The sequence below is a fragment of the Syntrophaceae bacterium genome (assembly GCA_013177825.1).
Classification (GTDB): domain Bacteria; phylum Desulfobacterota; class Syntrophia; order Syntrophales; family PHBD01; genus PHBD01.
The window spans coordinates 11,667-35,252 of sequence record JABLXX010000006.1 but is presented as its reverse complement, the minus strand read 5'-3'; the positions used below and the strand labels follow the sequence as shown (position 1 = coordinate 35,252).

At 60.0% G+C, this 23,586-nt stretch carries 23 protein-coding genes; 12 read left to right on the top strand and 11 right to left on the bottom strand.

The window, feature by feature from the left end; all coding sequences use genetic code 11:
* Nucleotides 1-170 precede the first annotated feature (170 nt).
* Both HPY65_13105 and HPY65_13100 read right to left on the bottom strand, forming a co-directional pair.
* Complete coding sequence (locus HPY65_13105) at nt 171-380, bottom strand: hypothetical protein (GenBank protein NPU85409.1); 210 nt, start codon at nt 378-380, stop codon at nt 171-173.
* Nucleotides 377-1,873 carry an FAD-dependent thymidylate synthase gene (locus HPY65_13100; protein ID NPU85408.1) on the bottom strand — a complete coding sequence of 499 codons (1,497 nt, stop codon included), beginning with the start codon at nt 1,871-1,873 and terminating at the stop codon, nt 377-379. The genes HPY65_13105 and HPY65_13100 overlap by 4 nt, the downstream gene beginning before the upstream one ends.
* A gap of 292 nt (nt 1,874-2,165) precedes the next feature.
* Between HPY65_13100 and HPY65_13095 the strand changes: the two genes are divergently transcribed.
* From HPY65_13095 to HPY65_13080, 4 genes are all read left to right on the top strand, one after another.
* Nucleotides 2,166-2,897 (top strand): enoyl-CoA hydratase/isomerase family protein, encoded by a 732-nt coding sequence (locus HPY65_13095; protein NPU85407.1) that lies wholly within the window; start codon nt 2,166-2,168, stop codon nt 2,895-2,897.
* A 107-nt stretch (nt 2,898-3,004) separates the two neighbouring features.
* Nucleotides 3,005-4,963 (top strand): HAMP domain-containing protein, encoded by a 1,959-nt coding sequence (locus HPY65_13090; GenBank protein NPU85406.1) that lies wholly within the window; start codon nt 3,005-3,007, stop codon nt 4,961-4,963.
* A complete protein-coding gene (locus HPY65_13085; GenBank protein ID NPU85405.1) occupies nt 4,938-5,333 on the top strand; it encodes a response regulator in 396 nt (131 codons plus the stop codon). The genes HPY65_13090 and HPY65_13085 overlap by 26 nt, the downstream gene beginning before the upstream one ends.
* Complete coding sequence (locus HPY65_13080; protein NPU85404.1) at nt 5,330-6,868, top strand: response regulator; 1,539 nt, start codon at nt 5,330-5,332, stop codon at nt 6,866-6,868. Before HPY65_13085 ends, HPY65_13080 begins: the two co-directional genes overlap by 4 nt.
* A 115-nt stretch (nt 6,869-6,983) precedes the next feature.
* Here HPY65_13080 and HPY65_13075 read toward each other — a convergent pair whose 3' ends face one another.
* From HPY65_13075 to HPY65_13060, 4 genes are all read right to left on the bottom strand, one after another.
* Nucleotides 6,984-7,547, bottom strand: a complete 564-nt coding sequence (locus HPY65_13075) for a hypothetical protein (GenBank protein ID NPU85403.1) — start codon at nt 7,545-7,547, stop codon at nt 6,984-6,986.
* A 288-nt stretch (nt 7,548-7,835) separates the two neighbouring features.
* Entirely contained in the window at nt 7,836-8,483 is a 648-nt protein-coding gene (locus HPY65_13070) for a formate dehydrogenase (protein ID NPU85402.1), read from the bottom strand.
* A gap of 13 nt (nt 8,484-8,496) precedes the next feature.
* Complete coding sequence (locus HPY65_13065; protein ID NPU85401.1) at nt 8,497-8,823, bottom strand: iron hydrogenase; 327 nt, start codon at nt 8,821-8,823, stop codon at nt 8,497-8,499.
* 15 nt (nt 8,824-8,838) lie between these two features.
* On the bottom strand, nt 8,839-10,122 hold the full coding sequence (locus tag HPY65_13060; protein NPU85400.1) for a 4Fe-4S binding protein: 1,284 nt from the start codon (nt 10,120-10,122) through the stop codon (nt 8,839-8,841).
* Between the two features lie 483 nt (nt 10,123-10,605).
* Here HPY65_13060 and HPY65_13055 point away from each other — a divergent pair, with 483 nt between their 5' ends.
* On the top strand, nt 10,606-11,025 hold the full coding sequence (locus HPY65_13055; GenBank protein ID NPU85399.1) for a YjbQ family protein: 420 nt from the start codon (nt 10,606-10,608) through the stop codon (nt 11,023-11,025).
* Between the two features lie 122 nt (nt 11,026-11,147).
* On the top strand, nt 11,148-11,468 hold the full coding sequence (locus HPY65_13050; GenBank protein ID NPU85398.1) for a cupin domain-containing protein: 321 nt from the start codon (nt 11,148-11,150) through the stop codon (nt 11,466-11,468).
* Between the two features lie 92 nt (nt 11,469-11,560).
* On the opposite strand, the gene HPY65_13045 is transcribed toward HPY65_13050, so the two are convergent.
* From HPY65_13045 to HPY65_13030, 4 genes are all read right to left on the bottom strand, one after another.
* Nucleotides 11,561-12,910 (bottom strand): DEAD/DEAH box helicase, encoded by a 1,350-nt coding sequence (locus tag HPY65_13045; protein NPU85397.1) that lies wholly within the window; start codon nt 12,908-12,910, stop codon nt 11,561-11,563.
* A gap of 252 nt (nt 12,911-13,162) precedes the next feature.
* The gene (locus tag HPY65_13040; GenBank protein NPU85396.1) at nt 13,163-13,855 is read right to left on the bottom strand and encodes a type 1 glutamine amidotransferase; all 693 of its coding nucleotides are present in this window, start codon (nt 13,853-13,855) and stop codon (nt 13,163-13,165) included.
* An 83-nt stretch (nt 13,856-13,938) separates the two neighbouring features.
* The gene (locus tag HPY65_13035) at nt 13,939-14,595 is read right to left on the bottom strand and encodes a flavodoxin family protein (protein ID NPU85395.1); all 657 of its coding nucleotides are present in this window, start codon (nt 14,593-14,595) and stop codon (nt 13,939-13,941) included.
* Nucleotides 14,596-14,754: 159 nt separating this feature from the next.
* On the bottom strand, nt 14,755-15,537 hold the full coding sequence (locus HPY65_13030; GenBank protein NPU85394.1) for a PhzF family phenazine biosynthesis protein: 783 nt from the start codon (nt 15,535-15,537) through the stop codon (nt 14,755-14,757).
* A gap of 619 nt (nt 15,538-16,156) precedes the next feature.
* Here HPY65_13030 and HPY65_13025 point away from each other — a divergent pair.
* From HPY65_13025 to msrB, 4 genes are all read left to right on the top strand, one after another.
* Complete coding sequence (locus tag HPY65_13025) at nt 16,157-16,432, top strand: hypothetical protein (protein ID NPU85393.1); 276 nt, start codon at nt 16,157-16,159, stop codon at nt 16,430-16,432.
* 237 nt (nt 16,433-16,669) lie between these two features.
* Nucleotides 16,670-16,978 (top strand): hypothetical protein, encoded by a 309-nt coding sequence (locus HPY65_13020; protein ID NPU85392.1) that lies wholly within the window; start codon nt 16,670-16,672, stop codon nt 16,976-16,978.
* A gap of 86 nt (nt 16,979-17,064) precedes the next feature.
* Nucleotides 17,065-17,514 carry a PaaI family thioesterase gene (locus tag HPY65_13015; protein NPU85391.1) on the top strand — a complete coding sequence of 150 codons (450 nt, stop codon included), beginning with the start codon at nt 17,065-17,067 and terminating at the stop codon, nt 17,512-17,514.
* A gap of 415 nt (nt 17,515-17,929) precedes the next feature.
* On the top strand, nt 17,930-19,054 hold the full coding sequence (msrB, locus tag HPY65_13010) for a peptide-methionine (R)-S-oxide reductase MsrB (GenBank protein NPU85390.1): 1,125 nt from the start codon (nt 17,930-17,932) through the stop codon (nt 19,052-19,054).
* An 8-nt stretch (nt 19,055-19,062) separates the two neighbouring features.
* Here the strand turns inward: msrB and HPY65_13005 are convergent, their stop codons facing one another.
* On the bottom strand, nt 19,063-19,590 hold the full coding sequence (locus HPY65_13005; GenBank protein NPU85389.1) for a gamma carbonic anhydrase family protein: 528 nt from the start codon (nt 19,588-19,590) through the stop codon (nt 19,063-19,065).
* A 608-nt stretch (nt 19,591-20,198) separates the two neighbouring features.
* Between HPY65_13005 and HPY65_13000 the strand changes: the two genes are divergently transcribed.
* Nucleotides 20,199-20,618, top strand: a complete 420-nt coding sequence (locus HPY65_13000) for a response regulator (GenBank protein ID NPU85388.1) — start codon at nt 20,199-20,201, stop codon at nt 20,616-20,618.
* A gap of 158 nt (nt 20,619-20,776) precedes the next feature.
* A complete protein-coding gene (locus HPY65_12995; GenBank protein NPU85387.1) occupies nt 20,777-23,560 on the top strand; it encodes a PAS domain S-box protein in 2,784 nt (927 codons plus the stop codon).
* The last annotated feature ends 26 nt before the right edge of the window (nt 23,561-23,586 follow it).

Genomic DNA, 23,586 nt, shown 5'->3' with positions numbered 1-23,586 from the left:
AAAGGATCAACCGTCTGCCGATGAAATGATTTCGCAGCATATCTTTTTTCTGTCCGTTTATGAAGGGGCGATAGAAAAGACAATCGTCCAAAAGTACGAATGTTTTCTATAGGTAGGAACCCGCATAGGCCAAAAGCATCAGATGTTATGAATGGCGGAAGGCTGTGGTTTCAGAAATCATCTCGAAAAGCGGCATTCGGATTGACCAGGGGATCGACGGCGCATTTCGGACAGAAATAGGCAGGCACCACCGTGCCGCACCCTTCCGCGAGCAGCTCGAAGCAGGCACAGCCTTCACAGAGGGGAACGCGGCAGTCGATGCAGGAGACGAAAAAATCTGCCTGCCTGCATACGGAGCAGACAACGTCGGTCCCGGTCATTTTTTCCGCTTTCCTTCACCCCCGGACTTGCCGAAGGTCTTTTCGCAGGTCCTGGAGAAATCGTCCTTGCCTGCAGCCAGCATCATGGTCAGGGGCATTATCTTCCGGGCCAGCGCCAGCATCCCGTCGCTTATGTTCCGGATGTCCCACTGGGCGTGTCCGTCGGAGCGCATGCGGGCCAGGTGGTACAGCTCCCGGGCGTTCAGCTTCAGGCAAACCCTCCGCCGGTGGGCATTGGTCAGGATGTAGGGGGCGGCGGCGGGCGCCGCTTTCCGGATCCTGAAGTAGGTTTTCTCCGTCTGCCGCATGACTTCCAGAAACCGTTCCTCCATTCCCGCCTCGCGGATCGCCCGGGGAATCGTTACTCCCAGCGAAGGATCGTAATCCTGGGCGATCAGCGTGGCCATGCGGTGCCTCTTCAGTTGCGCAAAGCAGGAGGCGCTCACGACCAGATCGAAAACCAGCTCCGGAAACTCGAATTCCCGAAGGGCCGCGTCATGGGACTGCATGCGGTAAAGGGCTTTGCGGATCCATTCCTTCCGGCCGTCCGGCCCCATTCGGTCCGCTTCCTCGATGCAACGGACCAGGGGCCAGCGGGTCGAGGCAAACAGGAGGGCCGCCACCGTCTGTCCGTCCGCATCGGGCGTGGCGTGGACCAGGGAGACTTCCCGCGTTCTTGCGCGGGGTATACCTTTCCCGGTGTTTCCGTCGGCCAGAACGTCCCCCTCCCGCCGGAGCTCTTCCCGGGTCAGCCGGTCGTATTCCGTGGCTTCGGTATAGCGGATCAGGGAGGGGGCGACCGGTCGGACGGCTTCCAGGATGCGCCGGCTGCAGTCGGCCGCCTCCGCCAGGGGAGACGCGGCAAGGCGCCGGATCATGAGTTCCAGGTTCCGGGCGTTGGCGGTCAGGCCGAGCTGTGTCTCCGTGGCCAGGGCGATGACGTACCGGGCATCCTCTTTGGCCCACCCCTCCAGGAGGGACCGGTTTTTCCCTTCCGCGGCCAGGTCGGCATGGCGCTCGAAGATGAGGGGCCGGAGCGCTTCGTACAATTCAGCGTAGAGCTTCTGCTGGGCGCGGATCGTGTCCACGTAAGGCTCCAACAACCCTGCCCGGCTGATTTCCTCGGGGCGGACGAAGTCGTCCCGGAACAGGACATAGCGCTGTGACTTCTCCATGTAGGAGCAAAGCCGGAAGCGCTCCACCTCTTCCACCACGAGCCGGGAGATCCCCGTGATGTCCAGGTTGAAGACGGCGTGCTCGGCAACGGAGCTGTGGCCCATGTCGAAGACGATCGACCGGTTCGACCGGCGGGCCTTTTCCACTTCCAGGCGGGCCGAGGCCCGCAGTTCACCCACGGTTCTGGGGCTGCGGCTGATCCGGGCATAGGCCGCCGAAACGGTCTCCGGTGTCAGCTCCATCTTCTCCGGCAAGGCCTCCCGGAGGCTTTCCAGGAGCTCGGCGTCCACATTGTAGCCTGCTATGCGAATGTCCATGTCGATACCGTTACCGCCGGGATGGTGACCACGGGATAGCGTGTCTTTATCCCGGATTGTCTGTTAAAGTGCTTGATATGCTGGAAGATATCTGAGATTCTTTCCCGGCCGCCCGGCCGGAGGGTTACTGTAAAGGACCCCCGGCGCGTTTGCAAGAAGGAATTGAATCTCTGTAATGACGATATGGTCGGTTCGGGTTGTTGACCCGAGGGGTTTGGGGGCGGATTTCAAATCTGCCCCCTGGATCTGTAACGCTGCCTGGAGTTATGCGAACCGGAAAGGAGGAACAGGGATGGAATTCGAGACGATTCGTGCGGAAATCCGGCCGGACCGCGCGGGAGTGCTTACACTGAATCGCCCGGAATTGCGGAATGCCATATCCGTCAGGATGCGGAAGGAAATCTCCGCCTGCCTGGAGGCGTGGAAGGAAGACCCCGCCGTGGGCGTTCTGGTCATGACGGGCGCCGGCGCCGCCTTCAGCGCCGGGTTCGACCTGAAGGAATTCCGCGACCCGACCCTGACGGAGGAGATCTTCACAACCTCGTCCCGCTATCACCGGGATGTCTGGAAATTCCCGAAACCCGTCATCGGCGCCGTCAACGGCCCCGCCCTGGCGGGTGGATTCGACCTGGCGAAACTCTGCGATATAAGGATATGCGCGCGGTCGGCCGTTTTCGGCCACCCGGAGATCAAGTTCGGCTCCCCCGTTCTCTATACTCCCCTGCGCTGGATTGTCGGGGAGGGAATCGCCCGGGACCTCTGCCTGTCGGGGCGGACGATGGGGGCCGAGGAGGCCCTGAGGACGGGGCTTGTCAGCGAGGTCGCGGAAGACGGACAGGTCCTTGAACGGGCCCTGGCAATCGCCGCGACCCTGCTGGAGGCGCCTCTTTCGGCCCTGACGACCACCAAGAGCTTCATGATCGATGGCGGCACCCCCGGGATGGAGGCCTCCTTCCTCCTGGAACATGATGAGGGCTTCCGGCGGGTCCTCCCCGTGCTTGCGGCGGCGGCGAAGAAGAAGTAAGATGCCCTGCTTCCCGGGACGGTTCGACGGTTCCATGCCGGAGGTGTGAAACGCCGGTGCGTGTGTCGAAGTCCCGGCCGTCTTTCCCATATTCGGTTTCGGCGAAGATGAAACTCAAGTGGAAACTCCTGGTTCTCTTCGGTGTGGCGTCGCTGGCCATCACGGCCACGCTGGGAGTCCTCCTCTATCAGCATCTCCGCGAGGACCGGTTTCGTTCCATTCGTTTGAATACGCAGGAACAGCTTCGCCATATCGCATTCTCCGTCGGCGCCTTTTTCGACGAGGTGGAAAACGATGTGCGAACCCTGGCGCAGAACGGGATCGTCTGCACAAAGGATGAAGGGGACTTCACGAACTTTACGAAGGCCGACGAAAGGACCTTCCAATACCGCATCGGGCCGTCCGAACAGAAGATCATCGATATCTTCAATGCCTATCGCGTCACCCACCCCTATGTGAATTCCGTCTACATGGGGCGGGCAAACGGCAGCTTCGTCCGTTCCCACAAGCGGGAGCGACCGACCCGCTTCGATCCCCGCAGGCGCCCCTGGTACAGGCACGCCGAGCGGTCCCCCGACGGAGTCGTCATTACCGAGCCCTATCCTTCCATTACGACCAAGGACGTCAACATCGGTATCGTGAAGGCACTGGTCGACAGCGTCGATCATGTTTACGGGGTCGTAGGCGCGGACGTTACATTGGCGAATCTCACGGACTACATTCTCAACTTCAAGGTCGGGCCTGAATCCAGAATACTCCTTGTGGACCGGAAAGGGATTGTCCTGGCTTCCCAGAACAGGGACCTCCTGTTTTCAAAGATCGGAGACTACTCAAAAGAGCTTGGGCAGATTCTGCTGAGTGACAGCCGGGGAGAGGATGCGGTTGCGATCGAGGGAGTCAGGCTTTATGTGTTTTCACGGGAAATGGCGGGGATCGGCTGGAAGGTCGCCGTTCTGATTCCCGTCGATGCGATCGAGCGGGAAATCCGGGTTCCTATCCTCCTGACGACGGCGGGACTGATCCTCGGCCTCCTCTTTCTCAGCGCTCTCAGCCTCCTGGGATTGAATGCCTTCGTCATCCGCCCTCTCAATCACCTGAACGAAGAGACGACCCGGATTGCCAGGACGTCCGACCTGAACCGCCAGGTCCGCATTACCTCGAAGGACGAGATCGGGATGCTGGGAACGTCCTTCAACGAAATGATCACGGCCCTGAATGTCACGCAGAAAGCCCTGCAGGATACGGAGCGGAACCTTATCCGCCACCAGGAACACCTCGAGGAACTGGTGAAGGAGAGGACCGAGGAACTGGCCGGGGCGCGGGACAAGGCCCAGGACGCGGACCGGCTGAAATCCGCCTTTCTTGCCTCCATGTCCCACGAACTCCGAACTCCGCTGAATTCCATCATCGGTTTCACGGGCATCCTGCTGCAGGGGCTCGCCGGTCCCGTCAATGAAGAGCAGGCGAAGCAGTTGAGCATGGTTCGCAACAGTTCCAATCACCTCCTGCAACTGATCAACGAGGTGCTCGACATTTCAAAGATCGAGGCGGGGGAACTGAAGCTGTCGCCCGAGTGGTTCGACCTGGGCGAAGCCGTCGACTCGGTCGCCAAGCTGGTGCGGCCCCTGGCCGACAAAAAAGGCCTGCCGATCCGGGTGGATCCCGTTCCCGCCGATGCGAACCGGCTTTTTCACGATCGGCGGAGAGTGGAGCAGGTTCTGATCAACCTGGTCAACAACGCGGTCAAGTTTACGGAAAACGGCGAAATCCATGTCCGGTGCGAGCGACGTTCCGACGAAGTCGTTGTCAGCGTGCGGGACACGGGTATCGGCATCAAACCGGAGGACATGGGGAGCCTTTTTGAAACGTTCCGCCAGATCGAGACGGGGCTGACCCGGCGATACGAGGGAACGGGCCTGGGACTTTCCATCAGCCGGCGGCTGGTCGAGCTGATGGGCGGGCGGATCCGGGCGGAAAGCGAAGGTCCCGGCAGGGGAAGTGTTTTTACGTTCACGCTGCCGTGGAAAAAGGAGGAAAACGATGAAACCAAGGATTCTTATCATTGAGGACAATGAGCAGAACCTGTATTTGTTAACATTCATTCTGAACCGGAACGGGCAGGAGGTTCTGCAGGCCCGGGACGGGCGGCAGGGAATCGAACTGGCGCTCCAGGAGAATCCCGACCTGATTCTCCTCGATATCCAGCTTCCGGAGATGGACGGTTACGCCGTGGCGCGGGAATTCAAAACCAATCCGGTCCTCAAGGGAATCCCCATCGTGGCCGTCACGTCCTACGCCATGGTAGGCGACCGGGAGAAGGCGATCGCCGCCGGTTGTTCGGGATACATTGAAAAACCGATCAATCCCGACACGTTCATGGACCAGATCGCCGGTTTTCTGCCCGGGATGCCGCAGGGAAAGAGAGTGGATTCATGAACCGGTGCCTGATTGTGGACGACCAGGAGCAGAATCTCTATATGCTCGAAGTGCTTCTGAAAGGGAACGGATGCGAGGTGGAGAGCGCGGTGAACGGCCTGGAGGCCCTGGAGAAGGCTAGGCGCAGTCCTCCCGACATCATCGTCTCGGACATCCTGATGCCCGTCATGGACGGTTTTACCCTGTGCCGGGAATGGAGACGGGATGAGCGGCTGAAGAAGATCCCCTTCATTTTCTATACCGCCACCTATACGGACCCGAAGGACGAAGCCTTTGCGCTGAACCTCGGGGCGGATCGCTTCCTGGTGAAACCATTGGATCCGGAAACGCTGGTTCGGGAGATCGCATCCTTTCTTCTGAAACGGGAAAGCGATTCCAAAGCCCCTGCGGACGAGAAGGACATGAAACTCCCGGAATCGGATTACCTGAAGGAATACAATGAGGTGCTGATCCGGAAGCTGGAAGCGAAGATGCTTCATCTCGAACAGGCGAATCGCTCGCTGGAGGGGGAAATCCGGGAGCGCAGGCTGGTAGAGGGGAACCTGAGGGTCAGCGAAGCCCGGTACCGGGACATGTTCACCAATGCGGTGGAAGGGATCTACCGGAGTACGCGGGAGGGTCGATTCCTCGTCGTCAATCCGTCGTTTGCCCGGATGTACGGCTACGAAACGCCGCAGGAAATGATTGACGGCATTTTCTCCGTCGACCGGCAGGTCTACTGTCTGGCGGAAGACCGGGATCGGATCAACGCCGAACTGGAGGAGAAGGGGTCGATCCGGGACATGGAGGTCCGGCACCGGCGAAAAGACGGAAGCCCGTTCTGGGTATCGCTGACATCCCGAGTCATCCGGGATGGGGAGGGAGAGATCCTGTTCTACGAAGGACGGGTCGTCGACATCACGGATCGGAAGCAAGCGGAGGAAAAGATCCGCGAGGGGATGGACAGGCTTCAGCAGGCGCTGCGGGGAGTGATTCAGGTTCTGGTGAGGGTTGTGGAACAGAGGGATCCTTATACGGCGGGGCACCAGATGAGGGTGGCCGATCTCGCGGGTGCGATTGCCGGTGAATTGAGCCTGGACGAAGAAGAGACGGAAGGAATCCGCATGGCCGGGATGGTTCACGATGTCGGGAAAATGTCGATTCCGGCCGAGATTCTCAGTAAATCCGCGGGATTGAACAACATGGAAATGATGCTGATTCGCGAACACCCGGAAACCGCTGTTCGGATTTTGCGGGAGATCCAGTTTCCCTGGGAAATCGCCCGGACCGTCCTGGAGCACCACGAGCGAATGGACGGATCCGGTTATCCGCAGGGCCTGAAAGAAGGGCAGATCCTGCTTTCATCGAGAATCCTGGCCGTCGCGGATACCGTGGAATCGATGGCGTCTCACCGGCCCTACCGCCCGGCTCTCGGCGTCGACGCGGCCCTCGCGGAGATTGGAGAATACAGGGGAATACGGTTCGATGCGGATGTGGTCGACGCCTGTATCCGGCTGTTTCGGGAAAAGGGCTATCAGTTGAAGGAGCCGTCTTGAACGTTTGCGGTTTGTTGCGGCTGTCAACGGCAGCGTGAAAGGTCGGGGGCTGGAAAGACCCCCGGCCTTTTTTGTATCCTCTTCTATGTTTTCGTGTTGCGGCAGGGTTCTTCCCTTAGCGCGACCGCTCCCGGTCCTGCCTCTCCTTGGTGATGCTTTTGGCGAGCGAGTCCAGTTTCCCCTGGATGGAACGGATTTCCTCGTCCTTCAGGTTTCCGTCCTGCTGTGCCCGCTCATAGTGACCGCGGATCCCGTCCAGGCGCTTCTGGAGGTTTTGCGTCTCCACCGGGGTCAGGGATCCCCTTCGGGAACCCTCGTCGATCTTCTTCTGCAGGTCGCTGATCCGGTGGTCGATCCGGCCTGCCGAGCGGGTGTCCTCCCGGTCGTGCCTCTCCTTGGAGACTTCCTTGCTCAGGGTGTCGAGGCGCTGGTTGAAGTGCTTCGCCTCGCGGTCGGAGAGCCCATTCCGGACGGAGCTGTCGAAGCCCCGGCGGATGCTGTTCAACTGGTTCTGGACGCGCTTGGCCTCCTGGCCGGTCAGCGTTCCCGTCCGGGTGCCTTCATCGATCCGATGCTGCAGGCTATCCATGCGTCCCCGGATCTGGTCGGCAGGGCCCGCCCAGGCCGATGCTGCAACGAGAAGCAGACAGATGGTGACGGTGGCAACGATCTTCTTCATGAGCAATCCTCCCTTTTGTGAATGGCCGATCCATTGTCAGGGGCCGCCGAGAAACGGGTTCTCCGGATACCGGCCGATACCTGAACCGATGGTGAGACTATCCGAAAGGAAAAGGACGTGTCAACGTCCGGATTGCTTATTGCGTGCATATGATCTGCGAGAGGAAGTGTATCTGCTGACGGGAGGCATGAAAAGGAGGCTGGACTGGGGGGCCGGAGAAAGGGGGCCGGAGGGCGACCGCCCTTTCTCCGGGAACCGCCGTGCCCGGGGGCAGGCGGGATAAGGGGCTCAGCTCAGCCGCTGAAGTTCGTTTTTCACCCACAAGGGGGCTTTCTCCGCCGCATCCTCGTAGGGAATCCGGCCGTCAACGAACATGGCCTTGAAGTCGTCCCACATGTAGATGCCGAGGAAGAGATGGACGAACAGGAAAAGGATCAGGACCCAACTCGCGTACAGATGGATCGAGCCGATCATGGACGCCGTGCCGTGGGGCACGGCGTGGGGCAGAGCCCAGAGCACCCATCCCGACAGGATGAGGAGCGTTCCGCCAACGAGGACGCAGATGCCGAACAGTTTCTGGCCGGCGTTGTATTTTCCCATGGGGGGAACGTCCACCTTCTTGTGCAGAAGGATCTTCTGGGGATATCCCCCGAGGATGGCGAACCATTTGATATCGTTTCCGGAGAACGTGAACGTCCGTTTCGTGAACAGAACGACCCGGTCGAAGGCCAGGAAAAAGAAGGCCAGGGCGTCCAGGGTCATTACGACCCCGGCCACGACATGGACCTGCATGGCCGTATTCATGGCCGGCTCGGCCAGGAGTTTGAAGTAGAGCATGATCCCCGTCACCGCCAGCGTCAGAAAGCTTGCGGCGAGAATATAATGAAAAACACGGACCCTGAGCGGATGTTTCAGGATGAAGGATGATTCAGTCATACCCATGCTCCTTTCATGAAAGTGCCTTCATTCGATTGATGTACTTCGTGTGCAGAAGTTCCTCGGACACCGGGCTCAGGGGCTTTCCGGCGAAATCCCTGTACAGCCTCATGACGGCCTGGTTCTCATGACTCAGACGGATCTTCGCCGTGGCGTCGTCCCGGTAGAGCCCCTTGGTCCTGGCCTGGATGTGATGATTGCGGTTGATCAGGGCGGAGCGGACCCAGACGGCCGGCAGGGCCAGGAGGGCGATGATCACGCCGCCGATGGCGATGAATTCCCTTCTGGACAACGAGAAGGGGCTTTCCATGAATTCATGGGACGGATCGTTCTTGCTCATGTTCTTCTCCTTTCCTCAGGACCAGGCAAACGAAGGCAGGACGCGGCCGATCCATGATGAGCCTGTGTCGCAGATGGGCTGCCCGCCTCCGTTGATGCATCCTCCGGGGCAGTTCATGACCTCGATGAAATGATAGGGGGACCGGCCGGCCATGACCTCCTCCACGATGGGACGGATGTTCGCCCGGATGTCGTGTACGACGGCCACCTTCACCGTCACGTCCTTGCCGTATTTCTGGTCCCGCAGGGTGACGTCGGCGCTCTTGACTCCCTTCAGGCCGCGCACAGCCTCGAATTCGAGCCTGGCGAGGGGGGTTCCCGTCAGAACGACGTAAGCCGTTCGGAGGGCTGCTTCCATGACGCCTCCCGTGTTGCCGAAGATAGTCCCGGCACCGGTGTATTCCGCGAAGAGCGTGCCTCCCTCGGCGTCGTTTTCGGCGGCCAGGTTGATCTTCATTTTCTTCAGAAGCCGCGCCAGGTCCCGTGTGGTCAGGACCGCGTCGATGTCCGGATAGGGTGCGGACGAAGCTGCGCCGCCCTTCTCTTTCATGAAATGCCAGGCCGACTGGAACTCCGGGCGCGAGGCCTCGAACTTTTTGGCGGTGCAGGGCATGATGCCCACGGTATAGACGGACTCCGGGGCTGCCTTGAAGACCTGTGCCGCCCCGTAGGTCTTCGCCACGGCGCCGGCCATCTGTTGGGGGGACTTCGCCGAAGACAGATTCGGAATCAGGGCGGGGTAGTTCGTTTCCACGAACCGGACCCAGGCGGGACAGCAGGAGGTGAATTGCGGCAGCGGACCGATTTCCCCTCCGTGTTCCGCCTTTTCCCCGAAGAGGGCGTGACGCGCCCTCTGGATGAATTCCGTCCCTTCCTCCATGATCGTCAGGTCCGCGGCGAAATTGTTGTCCAGGATCACGAACCCGGCCTTCTTCATGGCGCTGTACATCTTGCCCGTTACGAGGCTGCCGACGGGCATGCCGAAGGGCTCGCCGATGGCCACGCGAACCGCCGGGGCGATGATTCCCACGACGGTCGTGCGCTTGTCCGCCAGTTTCGCCGCCACCTGTTCCACCGGATCCACCGTTTCATACGGTGCCCCGAACGGGCAGTTGACCAGGCACTGGCCGCAGCTGATGCAGAGGTCCGCATCGACCCGGTGTGTTGCGCCGAACATGCCGGTGATGGCTCCCGTGGGACAGAAGCGCTTGCAGGCGTCGCATCCCTTGCATTCCCGGGTATTGATGGCGATGATTCCGGGAATCTCCCCTTTCCGATAGGTTTTTGTCTCTTTATTCAATGTCCTGAACCTCCCTGTGGTCGTCTCGGACGGATTGGACGGGTTCGAACCCGGCAGGCCCGTTGCCTGTACCGTTCCCTGCGCCCTTCAAATGGAATGAAACGAGGCGTCCGCAAGGCCTGCCGGTCCTTCGAACATCCGGTTCATCCAGGCAGTCATGAAAAAGCGATAGATATCACGCGTGCCACGTTTATTCATTTCGTGCCTTATGTCATGTCTTGCATAATGTCAAGCGCCATTTGTATTCAGGGTATTTCCCTTCGCTTCTGTTCAGCGCATCCCGATTTAGCGGGACCTACAGGATCGTGGCATACGGATACGCAGGGAATGCCTTCTCGGGAAGAAGGGGATGAAAGAGGTTTTGACCGTTCAGGAAGCCGGTGAAGGACAGGCTTTGGGAGAAGGGCTTCCTTGTGGAACAAAAGGTCCGCATGGTAAAAACAGAAACGAATTCTGGAAAGCGCGCGGGAGGAGAAAGCGGACATGAAGATCCATCGGGATGAGTTGAGTTTTACCACATCGGCTGAGACCGACGTAATCGATATCAGCCGGGAGACGACCGGTATCCTCAGGGATTCCGGCATTCGGGAAGGCCTGGTTGTCCTGTTTGTCCCGGGATCCACTGCCGCCCTGACCACGATCGAATATGAACGCGGAGTGGTCCGGGACCTGGCGGAGGCCGTCGAGCGGATCGCTCCACGGGGCATCCCCTACCGCCACGATGCGCGCTGGGGGGACGGGAACGGCTATTCCCACGTCCGGGCGGCCCTGCTGGGACCGTCCCTCACCATTCCGGTTGCCGCGGGTCAGCTCATCCTCGGGACGTGGCAGCAGATCGTTCTGTTGGATTTCGACAACCGTCCTCGACAGCGCAGGGTGGTCTTCCAGGTGTCCGGGGTGTGAGAAACGGGGCCGGGAGCAGGATCTCCTGATGGATTGCAGGTTTCCGATGACCCGGCTGGAAGAGGTGCAACAACAGGGCAGGAGGGCAAGTCCCTGACGCCCGACCCGAAAGGAGAGAAACCATGCCTTTTTTCGAGATTGCGGAACTGGCGGTAAAACCGATGCTGCCGGGATTCACGGCCCGGATGATCCATGCCGGGGCCATGACGATTTCCTACTGGGAGGTCAAGGCCGGCTCGTCCCTTCCGGATCATTCCCATCCGCACGAGCAGATCACGACGATCCTGGAGGGTACCTTCAAGATGACTGTCGGCGGCGAGACGAAGATCCTGCAGGCGGGCCACGTGGCCGTCATCCCGCCGCACGTTCCCCATTCCGCCACCTCGCAGACGGACTGCCGGGTTATCGACGTCTTTTCCCCCGTTCGGGAAGACTATAAATAGGCGTCGAAAAAGCGAGCGGCCCGCCGGGTGAGCCGGCGGGCCGCTTTTTACGTGAGATTGATGTTTATCGTTCTTGCTTACAGGGGCGTTGTTCAGCGCTTGCCGTTGGTTGAGAACCGTAAGGGCCGCGAGGGACGGTGGCGGCTGGAGGCATCGGAGCGCGACTCGCCACCACCTTGCTGCTGCGAGCCCATGAAGCCGGTTGCCGGCAGGGTCCGGCGTGTTGGTTCCTTGCGGCTCCCGGCGTTGGGACGGGGGGACGCAGAGTGCGAACTTCGCCGTCTCTCGTCGGTCTGCCGGGCAGGACCCTCCTCGACGCTTCTGCTGTAATCGAAGTCGGGCAGCCGACGTCTCTCGATCCGGGCGCCGAGGACCCGCTCGATCTCACGCACCATCTCCTCATCTCCCCTGGAGACGAAGGTGAAGGCCTCGCCCGTGTGGTTGGCACGGCCGGTGCGGCCGATCCGGTGCGTGTAGGCGTCGACGGTGTCGGGCATGTCGAAGTTGATGACGTGGGAAATGTCCGACACGTCGATGCCGCGGGCGGCGATGTCCGTCGCGACGAGGATGTCGAACGTCCCGTTCCGAAAGCCGTTGATGGCGCTCTGGCGCTTGTTCTGCGTCATGTTCCCCTGCAGGGCCGAGACGCGGAACGAGCTTTTCTCCAGGTGCGCTGCCAGGCTGCGGGCCCGGTGCTTCGTCCGGGTAAAGACCAGGACGCGGCCCGTCGCCGTTTCCTTGAGTACGGTTGTGAGCAGCTTCGTCTTGAGGCCGTCCGCCGCCGGGTAAAGGGCATGGGAGACCGTCTCGACGGGTGCGGTGGCGCCGATCTGGATCGTGGCGGGGTTGCTCAGGATGCTGTCCGCCAGGGAGCGGATGTCCTTCGGCATGGTGGCGGAGAAAAACAGGGTCTGGCGCTTGGCCGGCAGTTTCTGAATGATCCGGCGGATGTCCGGCAGGAAGCCCATGTCGCACATGCGATCCGCCTCGTCCAGGACAAGCGTTTCGACCCGGGACAGATCGATGCTTCCGTCTCCCAGGTGGTCCAGCAGGCGACCGGGGCAGGCGACGACAATCGCCACGCCTCGCTTGATGGCCGCGACCTGTCCTCCCTTGCTCACGCCTCCGTAAACGGCGACGCTGCGAATAGGGGTGTAACGGCCCAGGTCCGCAATCGTCTGGTGGATCTGTTCCGCCAGTTCACGAGTGGGAGCGAGGATCAGGGCGCGGATGCGCTTCGCGGGACCCCTGGCCAGGCGCTGCAGAATGGGCAGCACAAAGGCCGCCGATTTTCCCGTGCCGGTCTGGGCAAGGCCCATCAAGTCGCGTCCTTCAAGGACGACCGGGATGGCTTTTTCCTGAATGGGGGTGGGGGTGGTGTAGCCGGCCTTCCGAATGCCGGCAAAGATGTGGGGCTCGAGTTGAAACTCTTCAAAATGCACTGATTGTTCTCCTTGACTCCGTTGAGCCAAGGGCACTCTCAGCTCGATGAAGCTCTGCAAATTCCTTTGCGTGGTTGATTTTACGAACCGTATGGTTCGCATTGATTGCTGCAGCTTTTATCCCCGATCCAGCGCCAATGCAAGGATTATTATCGGTCCGGTCTCCGGAGGGGGGCGGCGTGCGGCCTGGAAAGCACGGCTGCGGCTCCGAAAGCGTGGTGCCGGTTTTCTTCCTCCGGTCTCGCCCGTTGTTCAGCCCGGCAGACGGTCGAGGATTCCGAACATCGCCTCGTTGATCCCGCGGAATCGATCCGCGTTCGGCGACAGAATCTCCCCTTCATTCTGGATATAGGGGGCCGGAACGATTTCATCACGGCAGTTCTCCGTCAGGAGATGAACGCTCTCCGGCGTCGATTCCAGGTGAAACTGGAGCCCGAGGACGCGGCCGTCATAGAGGAAGGCTTGGTTCTCGCAGGCCTCGCTGCGAGCCAGATGAAGGGCTCCCGCGGGGATATCGAAGGTGTCGCCGTGCCAGTGAAAGGCGTCGAGCCGCTCCGGTAGAAATTCGTAGACGGCGGACTGCCGGGCCGGCTCCGTCCACTCGACGGGAAACCAGCCGATTTCCTTGTGCGGATTGCGCTGAACCTTTGCGCCGAGGACGCCGGCGATCAGCTGTGCGCCTAGGCAGATGCCGATGACGGTCTTCCCGGCGGCGACGGCCTCGCCGATGAAGCACTTCTCCCGGGCCAGCCAGGAGTAACGATCCTCTTCGTAGATGTTCATGGGGCCGCCCATGATCACCAGCCGGTCGAAGTTTTTCATCCGGGGGAGGCTGCCGTCCTCGAAAAAACGAGTCGCCGTGAGCAGATGACCGCGGGATTCTGCCCACCGTCGGATTGCGGCGGGTCCTTCAAAGGGCACATGCTGGAGGTAGTGGATTTTCATGGAAGGCGTCTGTGTCTGTTATTGACGGGATCCCGAAATCCGAAGATCCATCGGGGCGTTATGAACAGCGGCTTCCTGTGCTTTCATGACTTTCCGCCCTTCAGCATCCGTGCGGTTTCAACGGCCTTTTTCATGATCTGGGATGTAGCCGACAGGGCCCACGCATCGTCCATGACGGCCCGCTTCCGGTCGGAGAAGGTGCCGTCATCGTTCAACTTGCCTGCCACGGCCCCGATCCCGCAGGCAACCCCTGCATGGTGGACCGCCGGCGTCCACATTTCGTGGAGAAGAAAGGCATTGTGGAGGCTCTGTAGGGTGAACTCGACGCCGAAGTTCCGGAGCCAGCCCACCGCGATGGCTACACCGACCTTGTCCCGGAGGGCCGTATGGCCCTGGCGGCCGAAGGTAAAACACCGCGTCCGGTCGACGAGACAGGCCATCCGGCCGGAGAGGCGGGTGAAATAGACCGGTGTGGCCAGGACGAGAACATCGCAGTCCCTGATCTTCTGCAGGATTTCCGCAGCATCGTCCTCGATGCTGCAGAGCTTCTCCGGAGTTTGTTTGCGCATGCACCAGTTGCAATGATTGCAGTCGCCGATGGCGAGACCCGCCAGGGCGATCATTTCCGTTGCCACTCCCGGATCCGCCGCTGCGGCCTGGAGGGCGTATTCCGTCAGCGAGGCGGTGTTTCCGTTCTTGACGGGACTGGAGTGAATGCCGAGAACCCTGATTGTTTCCATGATCGAGTGCTTCCTCCTTTGCCGTTCGCGGTTGTTCCCGCGTTACCCTGCTTTGCGATCCAGGCGATCCGGATGTTCATCGCCGGTCCTGGAAAGGCGGGCGAAGCCGGCTGTCGCCTTCCATGATGATTGATCATGGTGGTGAGTGGTCCCTTTCCGTCAGTCGGTATGGATGATTCCTTCGAGGTATGTCACGGCCCGGCCGGCGATCCGGACGCGGTCGCCCAGATCGGCGCAGAAGAGTTCTCCGCCCCGGGGAGAAACCTGGATGGAATGCAGATCCTTTTTCCCCAGCCGCTCCGACCAGTAGGGAATCAGGGTGCAATGGGAGGATCCCGTGACCGGATCTTCCGGGACGCCCACCCGGGGGGCGAAGAAGCGGGAGACGAAATCGGACTCCCTTCCCGGCGCCGTCGCGATGATTCCCGTACAGTCGAGCTTGACCAGTTCTTCCATCCGGGGCCGGAGTCCCCGGACCGTTTCCTCGCTGTCCATGATCGCCATGTAATCCCGAGAACGGAATACCGCCAGGGGTGCAGCGCCAAGGCCGGTTGCCAGAGCCTCCGGAAGGGAGCAGGGATCCGCCGGCCGGGCGGGGAAGTCCATGGCCAGGAGGTCTCCCTGTTTTTCCACCGTGAGGATTCCGCTTCTGGTCTGGAACTCCGCGCGGCTCAGGGTGGGTTCGAGATAGCGGAAGATGACGTAGGCCGATGCAAGCGTCGCGTGGCCGCACAGGTCGATTTCCGAGGCAGGGGTGAACCAGCGCAGGCGGTACGTGCCGTCCCATCCGCTGAAAAAAGCCGTTTCGGAGAGGTTGTTCTCCATGGCAATGGACTGAAGGAGCGCATCTGCGGGCCATTCCTTCAGAGGGCATACGGCTGCCGGATTTCCGGCGAAAAGCCGGCCGGTGAACGCGTCTAGCTGGTATAGGGGTAGTTGCACGGCATTTCTCCTTTAAATCGGCCTCTGAAAATGACTGGATGCTGCGTTGCGCCTCAGCCGTCGTCGCTGCGGCGTACGCGAATGTACGTTATAATGTCTTTGACCGGCCGTCAAGCCGCCCCGGCCCTGGTTCCGCATTTTCTCGGGAATCACTCGAAGGAGATTCCGTCCTGTTGGAAATGTCGATCCAACCTGCCGAAAAGCGATGAAAGGTAGGACAAACACCGATGTTGCTTTCGGACGCTCACCGAACGGAAAAAAGGCCTGAACCCGATTGGATCGTTTGCCTTCGTCACGTAGGGTGCCTCTCGGATCGAGACAGCGGAAGTCTAACGCATCCACAGAAGTTACCTTCCTCTCAGCGACCCCGGGTTGTGCAAGCCCGGGGTCGCCACTCCTTTAAAAACCTCTGAATGTTTCAAACCATCTTTAACGTTTTATCGAATGGACCGCCCGATTCCTGCGTCGGTACGCATTATCGCAAGCAATTGTATGTTCGTTAAACGTATATAAATACATGCGCTTAAGCGTCTCTTCTTCCTCCCTGTCTCGTCCTGGCACGCTTTTTTCTATAGAGATAGTCAAACAAAACAAAAAACCCTCGGAGAGGAGACGGATCATGAAAAAGACACTGGGAACGATGATGGTGGCAGGGATTGTAGTTCTTCTGACGGCAACCTTCAGCTTCGCGGAATACGCGGCGGCGGGCGTGGGGAGCTTCCCCTTCTTCCAGCTGGGCTGCCTGATCGTGGGCGGTCTGACGATCGTGTCGCTGAAGCACAAGTATGAGAAGATGTACACCAACGAGGCGGTGGGCGCCTTCGCCCTCTACACGGTCCTGGTGGCCCTCTTCACGAACCCGGTCGTCGACGCCATCCGGGGACTCATCGGCTGAGCAGGATATTCAGCCAACGGTATCTATTCCGAGCCCCCCTCGCAGGATATCGCGAGGGGGGCTTTCTTTCTCGCCCCGCCGGTTCAATCCGGTGTTTCAACACCCCTGCTTTCTTTCCCGATTCATCATTGCCTTGTCCTCGCTTCTTCCACCCGTACGTTGCCAAGGTTCCTGAAATGAGGTATGACGGCCCTGTCAGGCCAATCGAGCCCAAGGCCTGACCAGGAAAGAGATGCCGTGAATTCCTTATCCCCTCTGCCTGAGCGCTCCTACGACGAAATCAGCCGGAACCGCCGGAGGATTCTCCGGGAGGCCTATGCCTGTTATCCCGAATACGCATATTGCGACCCGGAGGTTTTCGACTGGAACACAGCAGAGGGGAGGGCAAACCTCTTTGATCTTTATTATTTGAACGACTCCGGGTTGGTCCATTGCACCGGGTCCACCACGACGGGACACCGCCGACCCGACTTTTTCATGCTGACCCCTGCCGGGGCGGACCTTCTGGAGATTCCGGGACGGCTGGACGAACGCTTCCCTGTCTGACGATGCGCGGCGGGAAAGACCGGGTTCCGGCTGTTCCTTGCCGGGATCCGGAAGCGAACGGAAAATGATAACTGAGGATCATGATCATGACGAAACATGCCGGCCAGGAGCCGCCGGTCCGTGAGGAGGACCTGAAGCGCTATTTCCGGAGGGACATCTTCGCCAATTATGTCGGGATTGAACTGGTGGAAGCCTTTGACGGCCGGGCCAAAGCCGTTCTGGAAGTCCGGGATGAGCACCTCAACGGTCTTCGCATGGTCCATGGTGGTGTCGTGTTCACACTGGCGGACCTGGCCTTTGCCGCGGCGGCCAATTCCAAGGGGCGCGTGGCTGTTGCTGCCAATGCCTCCGTTTCCTTTCTCAAGTCTCCCAAAGGGCGGCTCCTGACCGCCGAGGCCTGGGAAATATCATCGAGCCGGACACTCGCCGCGTACACGGTCCACGTCAAGGACGAAACGGGGGAGCTCCTGGCGGTGGTCCAGGGACTGGCTTATCGACGCCCGGAAAAGGTCGCCGAGGTTTTTGAGAAGAACTGACGGGATTCGGTATCCCGCGCCCGTGCCCCGCCGCCCGTTCCAATCCACAAGCCATCCAATCACCGGTGGCATTCACCTTATCCCCGGGAGCATGAACCGGCGGCCGTGCTTCGGCATGGCCGCCGGTATCATTTTCGGCTTGTCCCGATCTTCCTTCGCAGCGGCAAGGAGAGAACCTGCATTCGGAATGTCTCCGCGTCCGCAGGGGTCTCATTGACATCGAAAGAAACGGCCCTACCTTATTCCCCAGGCTGCTGTTGAAAAGGCCCGTCTGCTGCATTTTCCTCACGTTCTCATTTCCCTGCAACAGCGGTGCGGATCGGGCCTTCGGAGGCCCGGCAACCGGGCGTTTTTGCGGCCGGGTGACGGCATTTCAGCCGTAGGAGACGTATTGCGGAAAAGAGGGGAGGGAGCCATGAGACGGTTCTTGATTCCATTAATGATGATCTCCATTGCATTCCTGCTCGGTTGTCAGCAGGCGGGGAGTTCGCAGGAGGTGAAAGCGGCCATGCCAGGTATGAACGAAAATGTCCGTACGGCGACCTTTGCCGGTGGATGCTTCTGGTGTGTTGAATCGGATTTCGAAAAGGTTCCCGGAGTTGTCCGCGTCGTTTCGGGATATACGGGGGGACGGACGGAAAACCCGCGCTACGAGGACGTATCGGCCGGGAAGACAGGCCACCTGGAGGCCGTACAGGTCCATTACGACCCGGCGAAGGTTTCCTACCGGGACCTTCTGGACGTGTTCTGGAGGCACATTGATCCCACCGACGGCGGCGGCCAGTTCGTCGACCGGGGAGGGCAGTACCGGAGCGCGATCTTCTATCAGGATGAAGAGCAGCGGCTGCAGGCGGAGGAGTCCAAGACGGCCCTCGGGCGGACGGGACGATTTTCAAAACCGATCGTGACGGAGATTCTCCCGGCCGGCCGTTTCTGGGAGGCGGAGGATTACCATCAGGATTACTACAGGAAAAATCCGCTCCGATATCGGTTTTACAGGAACGGATCGGGGCGGGACCAGTTCCTGGAAAAAGTCTGGCCGGGCGGGGAGAAAGAGCGGGTAAGCAGCGTCGCTCCGGATACGAAAGGAAGCGGCTATTCCAAGCCCGACGATACGACGCTCCGGCAGCGCCTGACTCCCCTTCAATACGACGTAACGCAGAAGGAAGGAACGGAACCGCCCTTCCGGAACGAATACTGGGACAACAAGCGGGAAGGGATTTATGTGGATGTGGTGTCCGGGGAGCCGCTGTTCAGTTCCCTCGACAAGTACGACTCGGGAACCGGCTGGCCCAGCTTTACCCGCCCGCTGGTGAAGGAGAACATCGTGGAGCGGGAGGACCGGCACCTGTTTACGACCCGGACCGAAGTCCGAAGCCGGCGCGGGGATTCCCACCTGGGGCACGTCTTCCCGGACGGCCCACGCCCGACGGGCCTGCGATACTGCATGAACTCCGCGGCCCTCCGCTTCATTCCGAAGGAGGACCTGGAGCGCGAGGGATATGGCGAGTATCTCCGGCTGTTTGGAAAAGACCGCTGAGTCCCGGATTACGGGGCGGCTTCCCGGAAGGTTTCCAGGTACCGCCGGGTCAGCCCCCTGTATTCGTCGATCCCCATGACGATGTAGGCCGCCAGGTCCGCCGGGACTTCCTTTATAATCCGGGCGGGGCTTCCCGCGGCCATCATCCCGGCGGGGATCTTCATGCCCTGGGGAACCATCGACCCTGCGGCCACGAAGGAGGCCTCTTCGCAGACGACCCGCTGCAGAAGGACGGCCCCCATCCCGACGACGCAGCCTTCATGCAGCTTGACATCATGAAGGATGGCACCGTGGCCGACAATGACCCGCCCGTCGACCACGACCCGGTCTCCGGGAGTCACGTGCAGAACGGCGTTGTCCTGAATGCTGGAGCCGTCGCCGATGGTGATGGGGCCGAAATCGGCCCGGAGGACGGCGCCGGGGCCGATGAAACATTCGCGGCCGATGGTCACTTCCCCGATCAGAACCGCCTGTGGATGAATGAAGGTTTCTCCGCCGATCAGGGGCTTCTTCCCCGAAAACTCGTATAATGGCATAGAATATTCCTTTCCCGCTGGCTCGGTTGTCGGGCCGAGAGACGGATGTCTTTCCCGCGGCGGCCTCCCCCGTCGGGCGGATTGCACGTGCCTGCCGGGGACCCATAAATACCGGGGAAGACCGACTTTGAAAAGGGATTTCTGTCCTCTCCCGGAGACCCGCACGAACGGCATGATCTTGCTCGGTTTATGACGGCACGTCAAAAAACTGTCGCCACAGTCCCCGTCTGCAAAAAGGAGACGGTTTCCCGCCGGGGGGGACAGATCGAACGCTTTCCGTTTTGCCTTTCATAATAGATTAATGAAATCAAATGGATGCCACGATGTAATTCTTTTTTTCAAGTTTTGTCCCATCCGGCACGAAAATGGAATAGAGATCAAGGTGCTTCCCTCTGGAAACGTCCCCGCTCATTCCCGGGAACGGGGTTCCGGATGGAGGCATGCGGTATGGGAAGTCCGGTTGTCGGAATCGATGATGGGATGGTGTGTTTGCTCATGGGCATGGCGGAAGCGGGAACGCAACACCGCTTTCGAATACGGGGGGTGCCGCCTGCCGCGGAGGTCGCTCCCGCCGCCTCGTGCTCCTGAACGACAGTGGAGAAGTTCTTGTGAAGATATCTGATTTTGCGGCCGAGAAGACCCTTCTGGTCGTGGATGACGAAGAGGCGTTGAGGAATTTTTTTCAGGAGATCCTCACGGACGAAGGATACCGGGTGCTCACGGCCGAAGGAGCCGTCGATGCACTGGAGATCCTTTCGCGCGAGCAGGTTGGGCTGCTGCTGCTCGACCTGAACCTCTTCGGGATGAACGGGATCGAGCTGTGCCGGAAAATCCGGCGGGAGAAGCCGCTGTGCATTCTCTACGCCATGACGGGCTGGACGGGACTCTTCGAAGTGGAAGAATGCCGGGAGGCCGGATTTGACGATTTCTTCGCCAAGCCTCTTCCCGTTGACTTTCTTTTTCGGGTTGTGGAAGATGCGTTCGAAAAATTGAACCGGTGGCGGAGAGGATACGCTCAGGGAGCATGATGCGGACAAAATTCGCGTTATGTTGCCGTAATTCCCAGGCCAGGCCGGAAACGACGGGACCGGGGTTTTCACTGCCATGTGAAACGATTGACGGTTTGCGATGGGCTGATCGGGAATCGGAAGAGCGGCATGATGAAACGGATTGGAAGGCGGGCTGAATGAGCACGGAAGACATCAAGGACATCCTGGAGTCCGTTCTGAATGCCATTCCTCATGCTGTTCTGGTGCTGAAGAATCGGCGGATCGTATTCGCGAATCCGGCGGTGACCAGCGTCTTCGGATGGCGTCCGGAGGAAGTCGTCGGCAGGGATACGCTTTTTCTCTACCGGAGCGCGGAAGATTACGAAGAGGTGGGCCGGCGGTTTTATTCGGCCCTCGAGCACGAGCGGACGCATTCCGAGCCCTTTCCCTGCCGGCGCAAGGACGGGAAAGACATTGAATGCATGATCAGCACGTCCCGGACAGGGGCATCGCTCCGGGACCGAATGATTGTTGCCACTTACGAGGACATTACGGAGCGCAGGGTACTGGAGGAGGCGGTCAAGAATACCTGCAGAGCCCTGGAGATGAGGGTTCAGGATCAGTCCCTTGAGCTCTCGGGAGTCCTGGAGACCCTGAGCTCTACCATCGGCGAGCGAATCAAGGTGGAGGATTCGCTCCGGGAGTCGCAGCAGCTGATGAGCGACATCATTTCCTTCATTCCCGATCCGACGCTCGTCATCGACCGCGAGGGGCAGGTGATCGTCTGGAACAGGGCGATCGAGGAGATGACGGGGGTCCGGAAAGAAGGCATGATCGGCCGGGGGAACTATGAATACGCCCTGCCTTTCTACAACGAGCGGAGACCCATCCTCATCGACCTGGTGTTCGTCTCTCACGAGGAGATCGAACAAAAGTATTCCTTCATCCAGAAAGAAAAGAACCTCCTCATTGCGGAGACGGATGCACCCTGTATCAAAGGCCGGAAGCGGACCCTGTGGGGGAAAGCCAGCGTCATTTACAACAGCCGCGGAGAGGCGGTGGGAGCCATCGAGTCCATCCGGGATGTTACGGAGCGCAAACAGATCGAGAATGCCTACCGCAGCAGCGAAGATCGTTTCCGCAAGCTGACGGAAGCCACGACGGCGGCTATTTTCATCTACCAGGAGGATCGCTATCGTTACGTCAATGCGGGGATGGAGGCTATTACGGGATTCGGCTCCCGGGAACTGATGAGCATGCCCTTCTGGCATATCGCGCATCCCGATTTTCGGGATATGCTCCGGAAGCGTGGATTCTCGAGCCCTCATGGTCCGGAAGTCCCGTCGCATTACGAGTTCAAGATCCGGACAAAGGAAGGAACCGACCGGTGGGTGGACTGTTTTGCCGTTGTCGTGGACTGGGAAGGGAAACCCGCCGGCCTCGGGACGTTCTATGATGTAACGGCCCGGAAACTGATGGAGGAATCCCTCAAGGAATCGGAACAGGGACTCCGGAGGATTCTGGACGGCATCCCCATCGCCGTGGTTGTTTCCCGCCTTTCCGACGACGGGATCCTCTACCTGAACCCCCGGGCGGCCAAGATTTTCGGTCTCTCCGAGGAGGCGGTGAGCGGGAAAACGGTCCGTGAGTTTTACGAGAATCCCGTCGAGAGGGAATCACTCCGGGAAGAACTTCGCAAATCCCTCAGCATCGCGAATGTAGAGCGGACGTTCCGCGGCGCCGGCGGCAGCCCGTTTACGGCCCTCCTGTCGGCCGTGCCGATCCCCTACGCGGGGGAAGAAGCCGTGCTGGCGAGCTTCATCGATATCACCGAGCATAAGAAAATGGAGGCCCGGCTTGCCCAGGCAGCGAAAATGGAGGCCGTCGGCACCCTGGCCGGGGGGGTCGCGCATGATTTCAACAACCTGCTCATGGGGATTCAGGGATTTGTCTCCCTGATGCTCATGGAGCTCCCTCCGGATCACCCGCACGTCGCGAAACTGCAGAAGATCGAGGAGCAGGTGGCCAGCGGGGCGGGTCTCACGAACCAGATCCTGGGATTTGCACGGGCCGGGCAGTACGAGATGAAACCGACGAACCTGAACGACCTCGTTCGCAAAACCGTCGACCTGTTCGGCCGGACGCGCAAGGACATCAGCATCCATCAACGGTTCGAGCCTGCCTTGTGGAGCGTCATGCTGGACCGGGCGCAGATCGAGCAGGCCCTCCTGAACCTGTATGTGAATGCCGGCCAGGCCATGCCAGGGGGGGGAGATCTCTACCTGGAATCGGACAACTGGCTCATTCGCGACTCCGATGTCATGGAGGTTCCCGTCATTCCCGGCCGCTATGTCCGAATCTCCATTACGGATACGGGAACGGGCATGGACGAAAAGACCCGGAAACGGATCTTCGAGCCGTTTTTCACGACGAAGACCATGGGGAAGGGTGCAGGACTCGGTCTGGCCTCCGTTTATGGGGTTGTCAAGGCGCATCAGGGGTATATCTTCGTCACCAGCAGCATCGCCGCCGGGGCGCGTTTCGACATCTATCTTCCGGCCCGGCTGGTGTCGGCGGTCGAAGACAAGCGGGTGCAGGACGGGGTTGTCCGGGGGAAAGAGACCATCCTGATCGTGGACGACGAAGAGATTGTGATGGATGTGACGCGCGAACTGATCGAGATCATGGGATACCACGTGTACACGGCCAAAAGCGGCCGGGAAGGGGTTGATCTCTATCGGAAAATGGGAAAGGACATCGACATGGTGATCCTCGACATGATCATGCCGGGAATGGGAGGAAGCGAGGTCTTCGATCAGCTCAGGGAGATGAACCCGGAGGCGCGGATCCTTCTTTCCACAGGATTCAGTCTCAGCGATCAGGCCCAGGAGATCATGGACAAGGGATGCAACGGCTTCATCCAGAAACCCTTTCAGCCGGGAGAGCTGTCCCTGAAAATCCGTCAGATTCTCGACTCGTAAACGGATTGTGAAAACAGAGGCAAACC

What these genes read in the sequence shown, in the direction of transcription:
- HPY65_13025 (NPU85393.1), top strand. Translation starts at nt 16,157, where the DNA reads ATGAAAAAGACACTGGGAACGATGATGGTGGCAGGGATTGTAGTTCTT.
- HPY65_13090 (NPU85406.1), top strand. Translation starts at nt 3,005, where the DNA reads ATGAAACTCAAGTGGAAACTCCTGGTTCTCTTCGGTGTGGCGTCGCTG.
- HPY65_13035 (NPU85395.1), bottom strand. Translation starts at nt 14,595, where the DNA reads ATGGAAACAATCAGGGTTCTCGGCATTCACTCCAGTCCCGTCAAGAAC.
- HPY65_13100 (NPU85408.1), bottom strand. Translation starts at nt 1,873, where the DNA reads ATGGACATTCGCATAGCAGGCTACAATGTGGACGCCGAGCTCCTGGAA.
- HPY65_12995 (NPU85387.1), top strand. Translation starts at nt 20,777, where the DNA reads ATGAGCACGGAAGACATCAAGGACATCCTGGAGTCCGTTCTGAATGCC.
- HPY65_13085 (NPU85405.1), top strand. Translation starts at nt 4,938, where the DNA reads ATGAAACCAAGGATTCTTATCATTGAGGACAATGAGCAGAACCTGTAT.
- HPY65_13075 (NPU85403.1), bottom strand. Translation starts at nt 7,547, where the DNA reads ATGAAGAAGATCGTTGCCACCGTCACCATCTGTCTGCTTCTCGTTGCA.
- HPY65_13065 (NPU85401.1), bottom strand. Translation starts at nt 8,823, where the DNA reads ATGAGCAAGAACGATCCGTCCCATGAATTCATGGAAAGCCCCTTCTCG.
- HPY65_13055 (NPU85399.1), top strand. Translation starts at nt 10,606, where the DNA reads ATGAAGATCCATCGGGATGAGTTGAGTTTTACCACATCGGCTGAGACC.
- msrB (NPU85390.1), top strand. Translation starts at nt 17,930, where the DNA reads ATGAGACGGTTCTTGATTCCATTAATGATGATCTCCATTGCATTCCTG.
- HPY65_13095 (NPU85407.1), top strand. Translation starts at nt 2,166, where the DNA reads ATGGAATTCGAGACGATTCGTGCGGAAATCCGGCCGGACCGCGCGGGA.
- HPY65_13005 (NPU85389.1), bottom strand. Translation starts at nt 19,590, where the DNA reads ATGCCATTATACGAGTTTTCGGGGAAGAAGCCCCTGATCGGCGGAGAA.
- HPY65_13015 (NPU85391.1), top strand. Translation starts at nt 17,065, where the DNA reads ATGACGAAACATGCCGGCCAGGAGCCGCCGGTCCGTGAGGAGGACCTG.
- HPY65_13050 (NPU85398.1), top strand. Translation starts at nt 11,148, where the DNA reads ATGCCTTTTTTCGAGATTGCGGAACTGGCGGTAAAACCGATGCTGCCG.
- HPY65_13105 (NPU85409.1), bottom strand. Translation starts at nt 380, where the DNA reads ATGACCGGGACCGACGTTGTCTGCTCCGTATGCAGGCAGGCAGATTTT.
- HPY65_13070 (NPU85402.1), bottom strand. Translation starts at nt 8,483, where the DNA reads ATGACTGAATCATCCTTCATCCTGAAACATCCGCTCAGGGTCCGTGTT.
- HPY65_13080 (NPU85404.1), top strand. Translation starts at nt 5,330, where the DNA reads ATGAACCGGTGCCTGATTGTGGACGACCAGGAGCAGAATCTCTATATG.
- HPY65_13040 (NPU85396.1), bottom strand. Translation starts at nt 13,855, where the DNA reads ATGAAAATCCACTACCTCCAGCATGTGCCCTTTGAAGGACCCGCCGCA.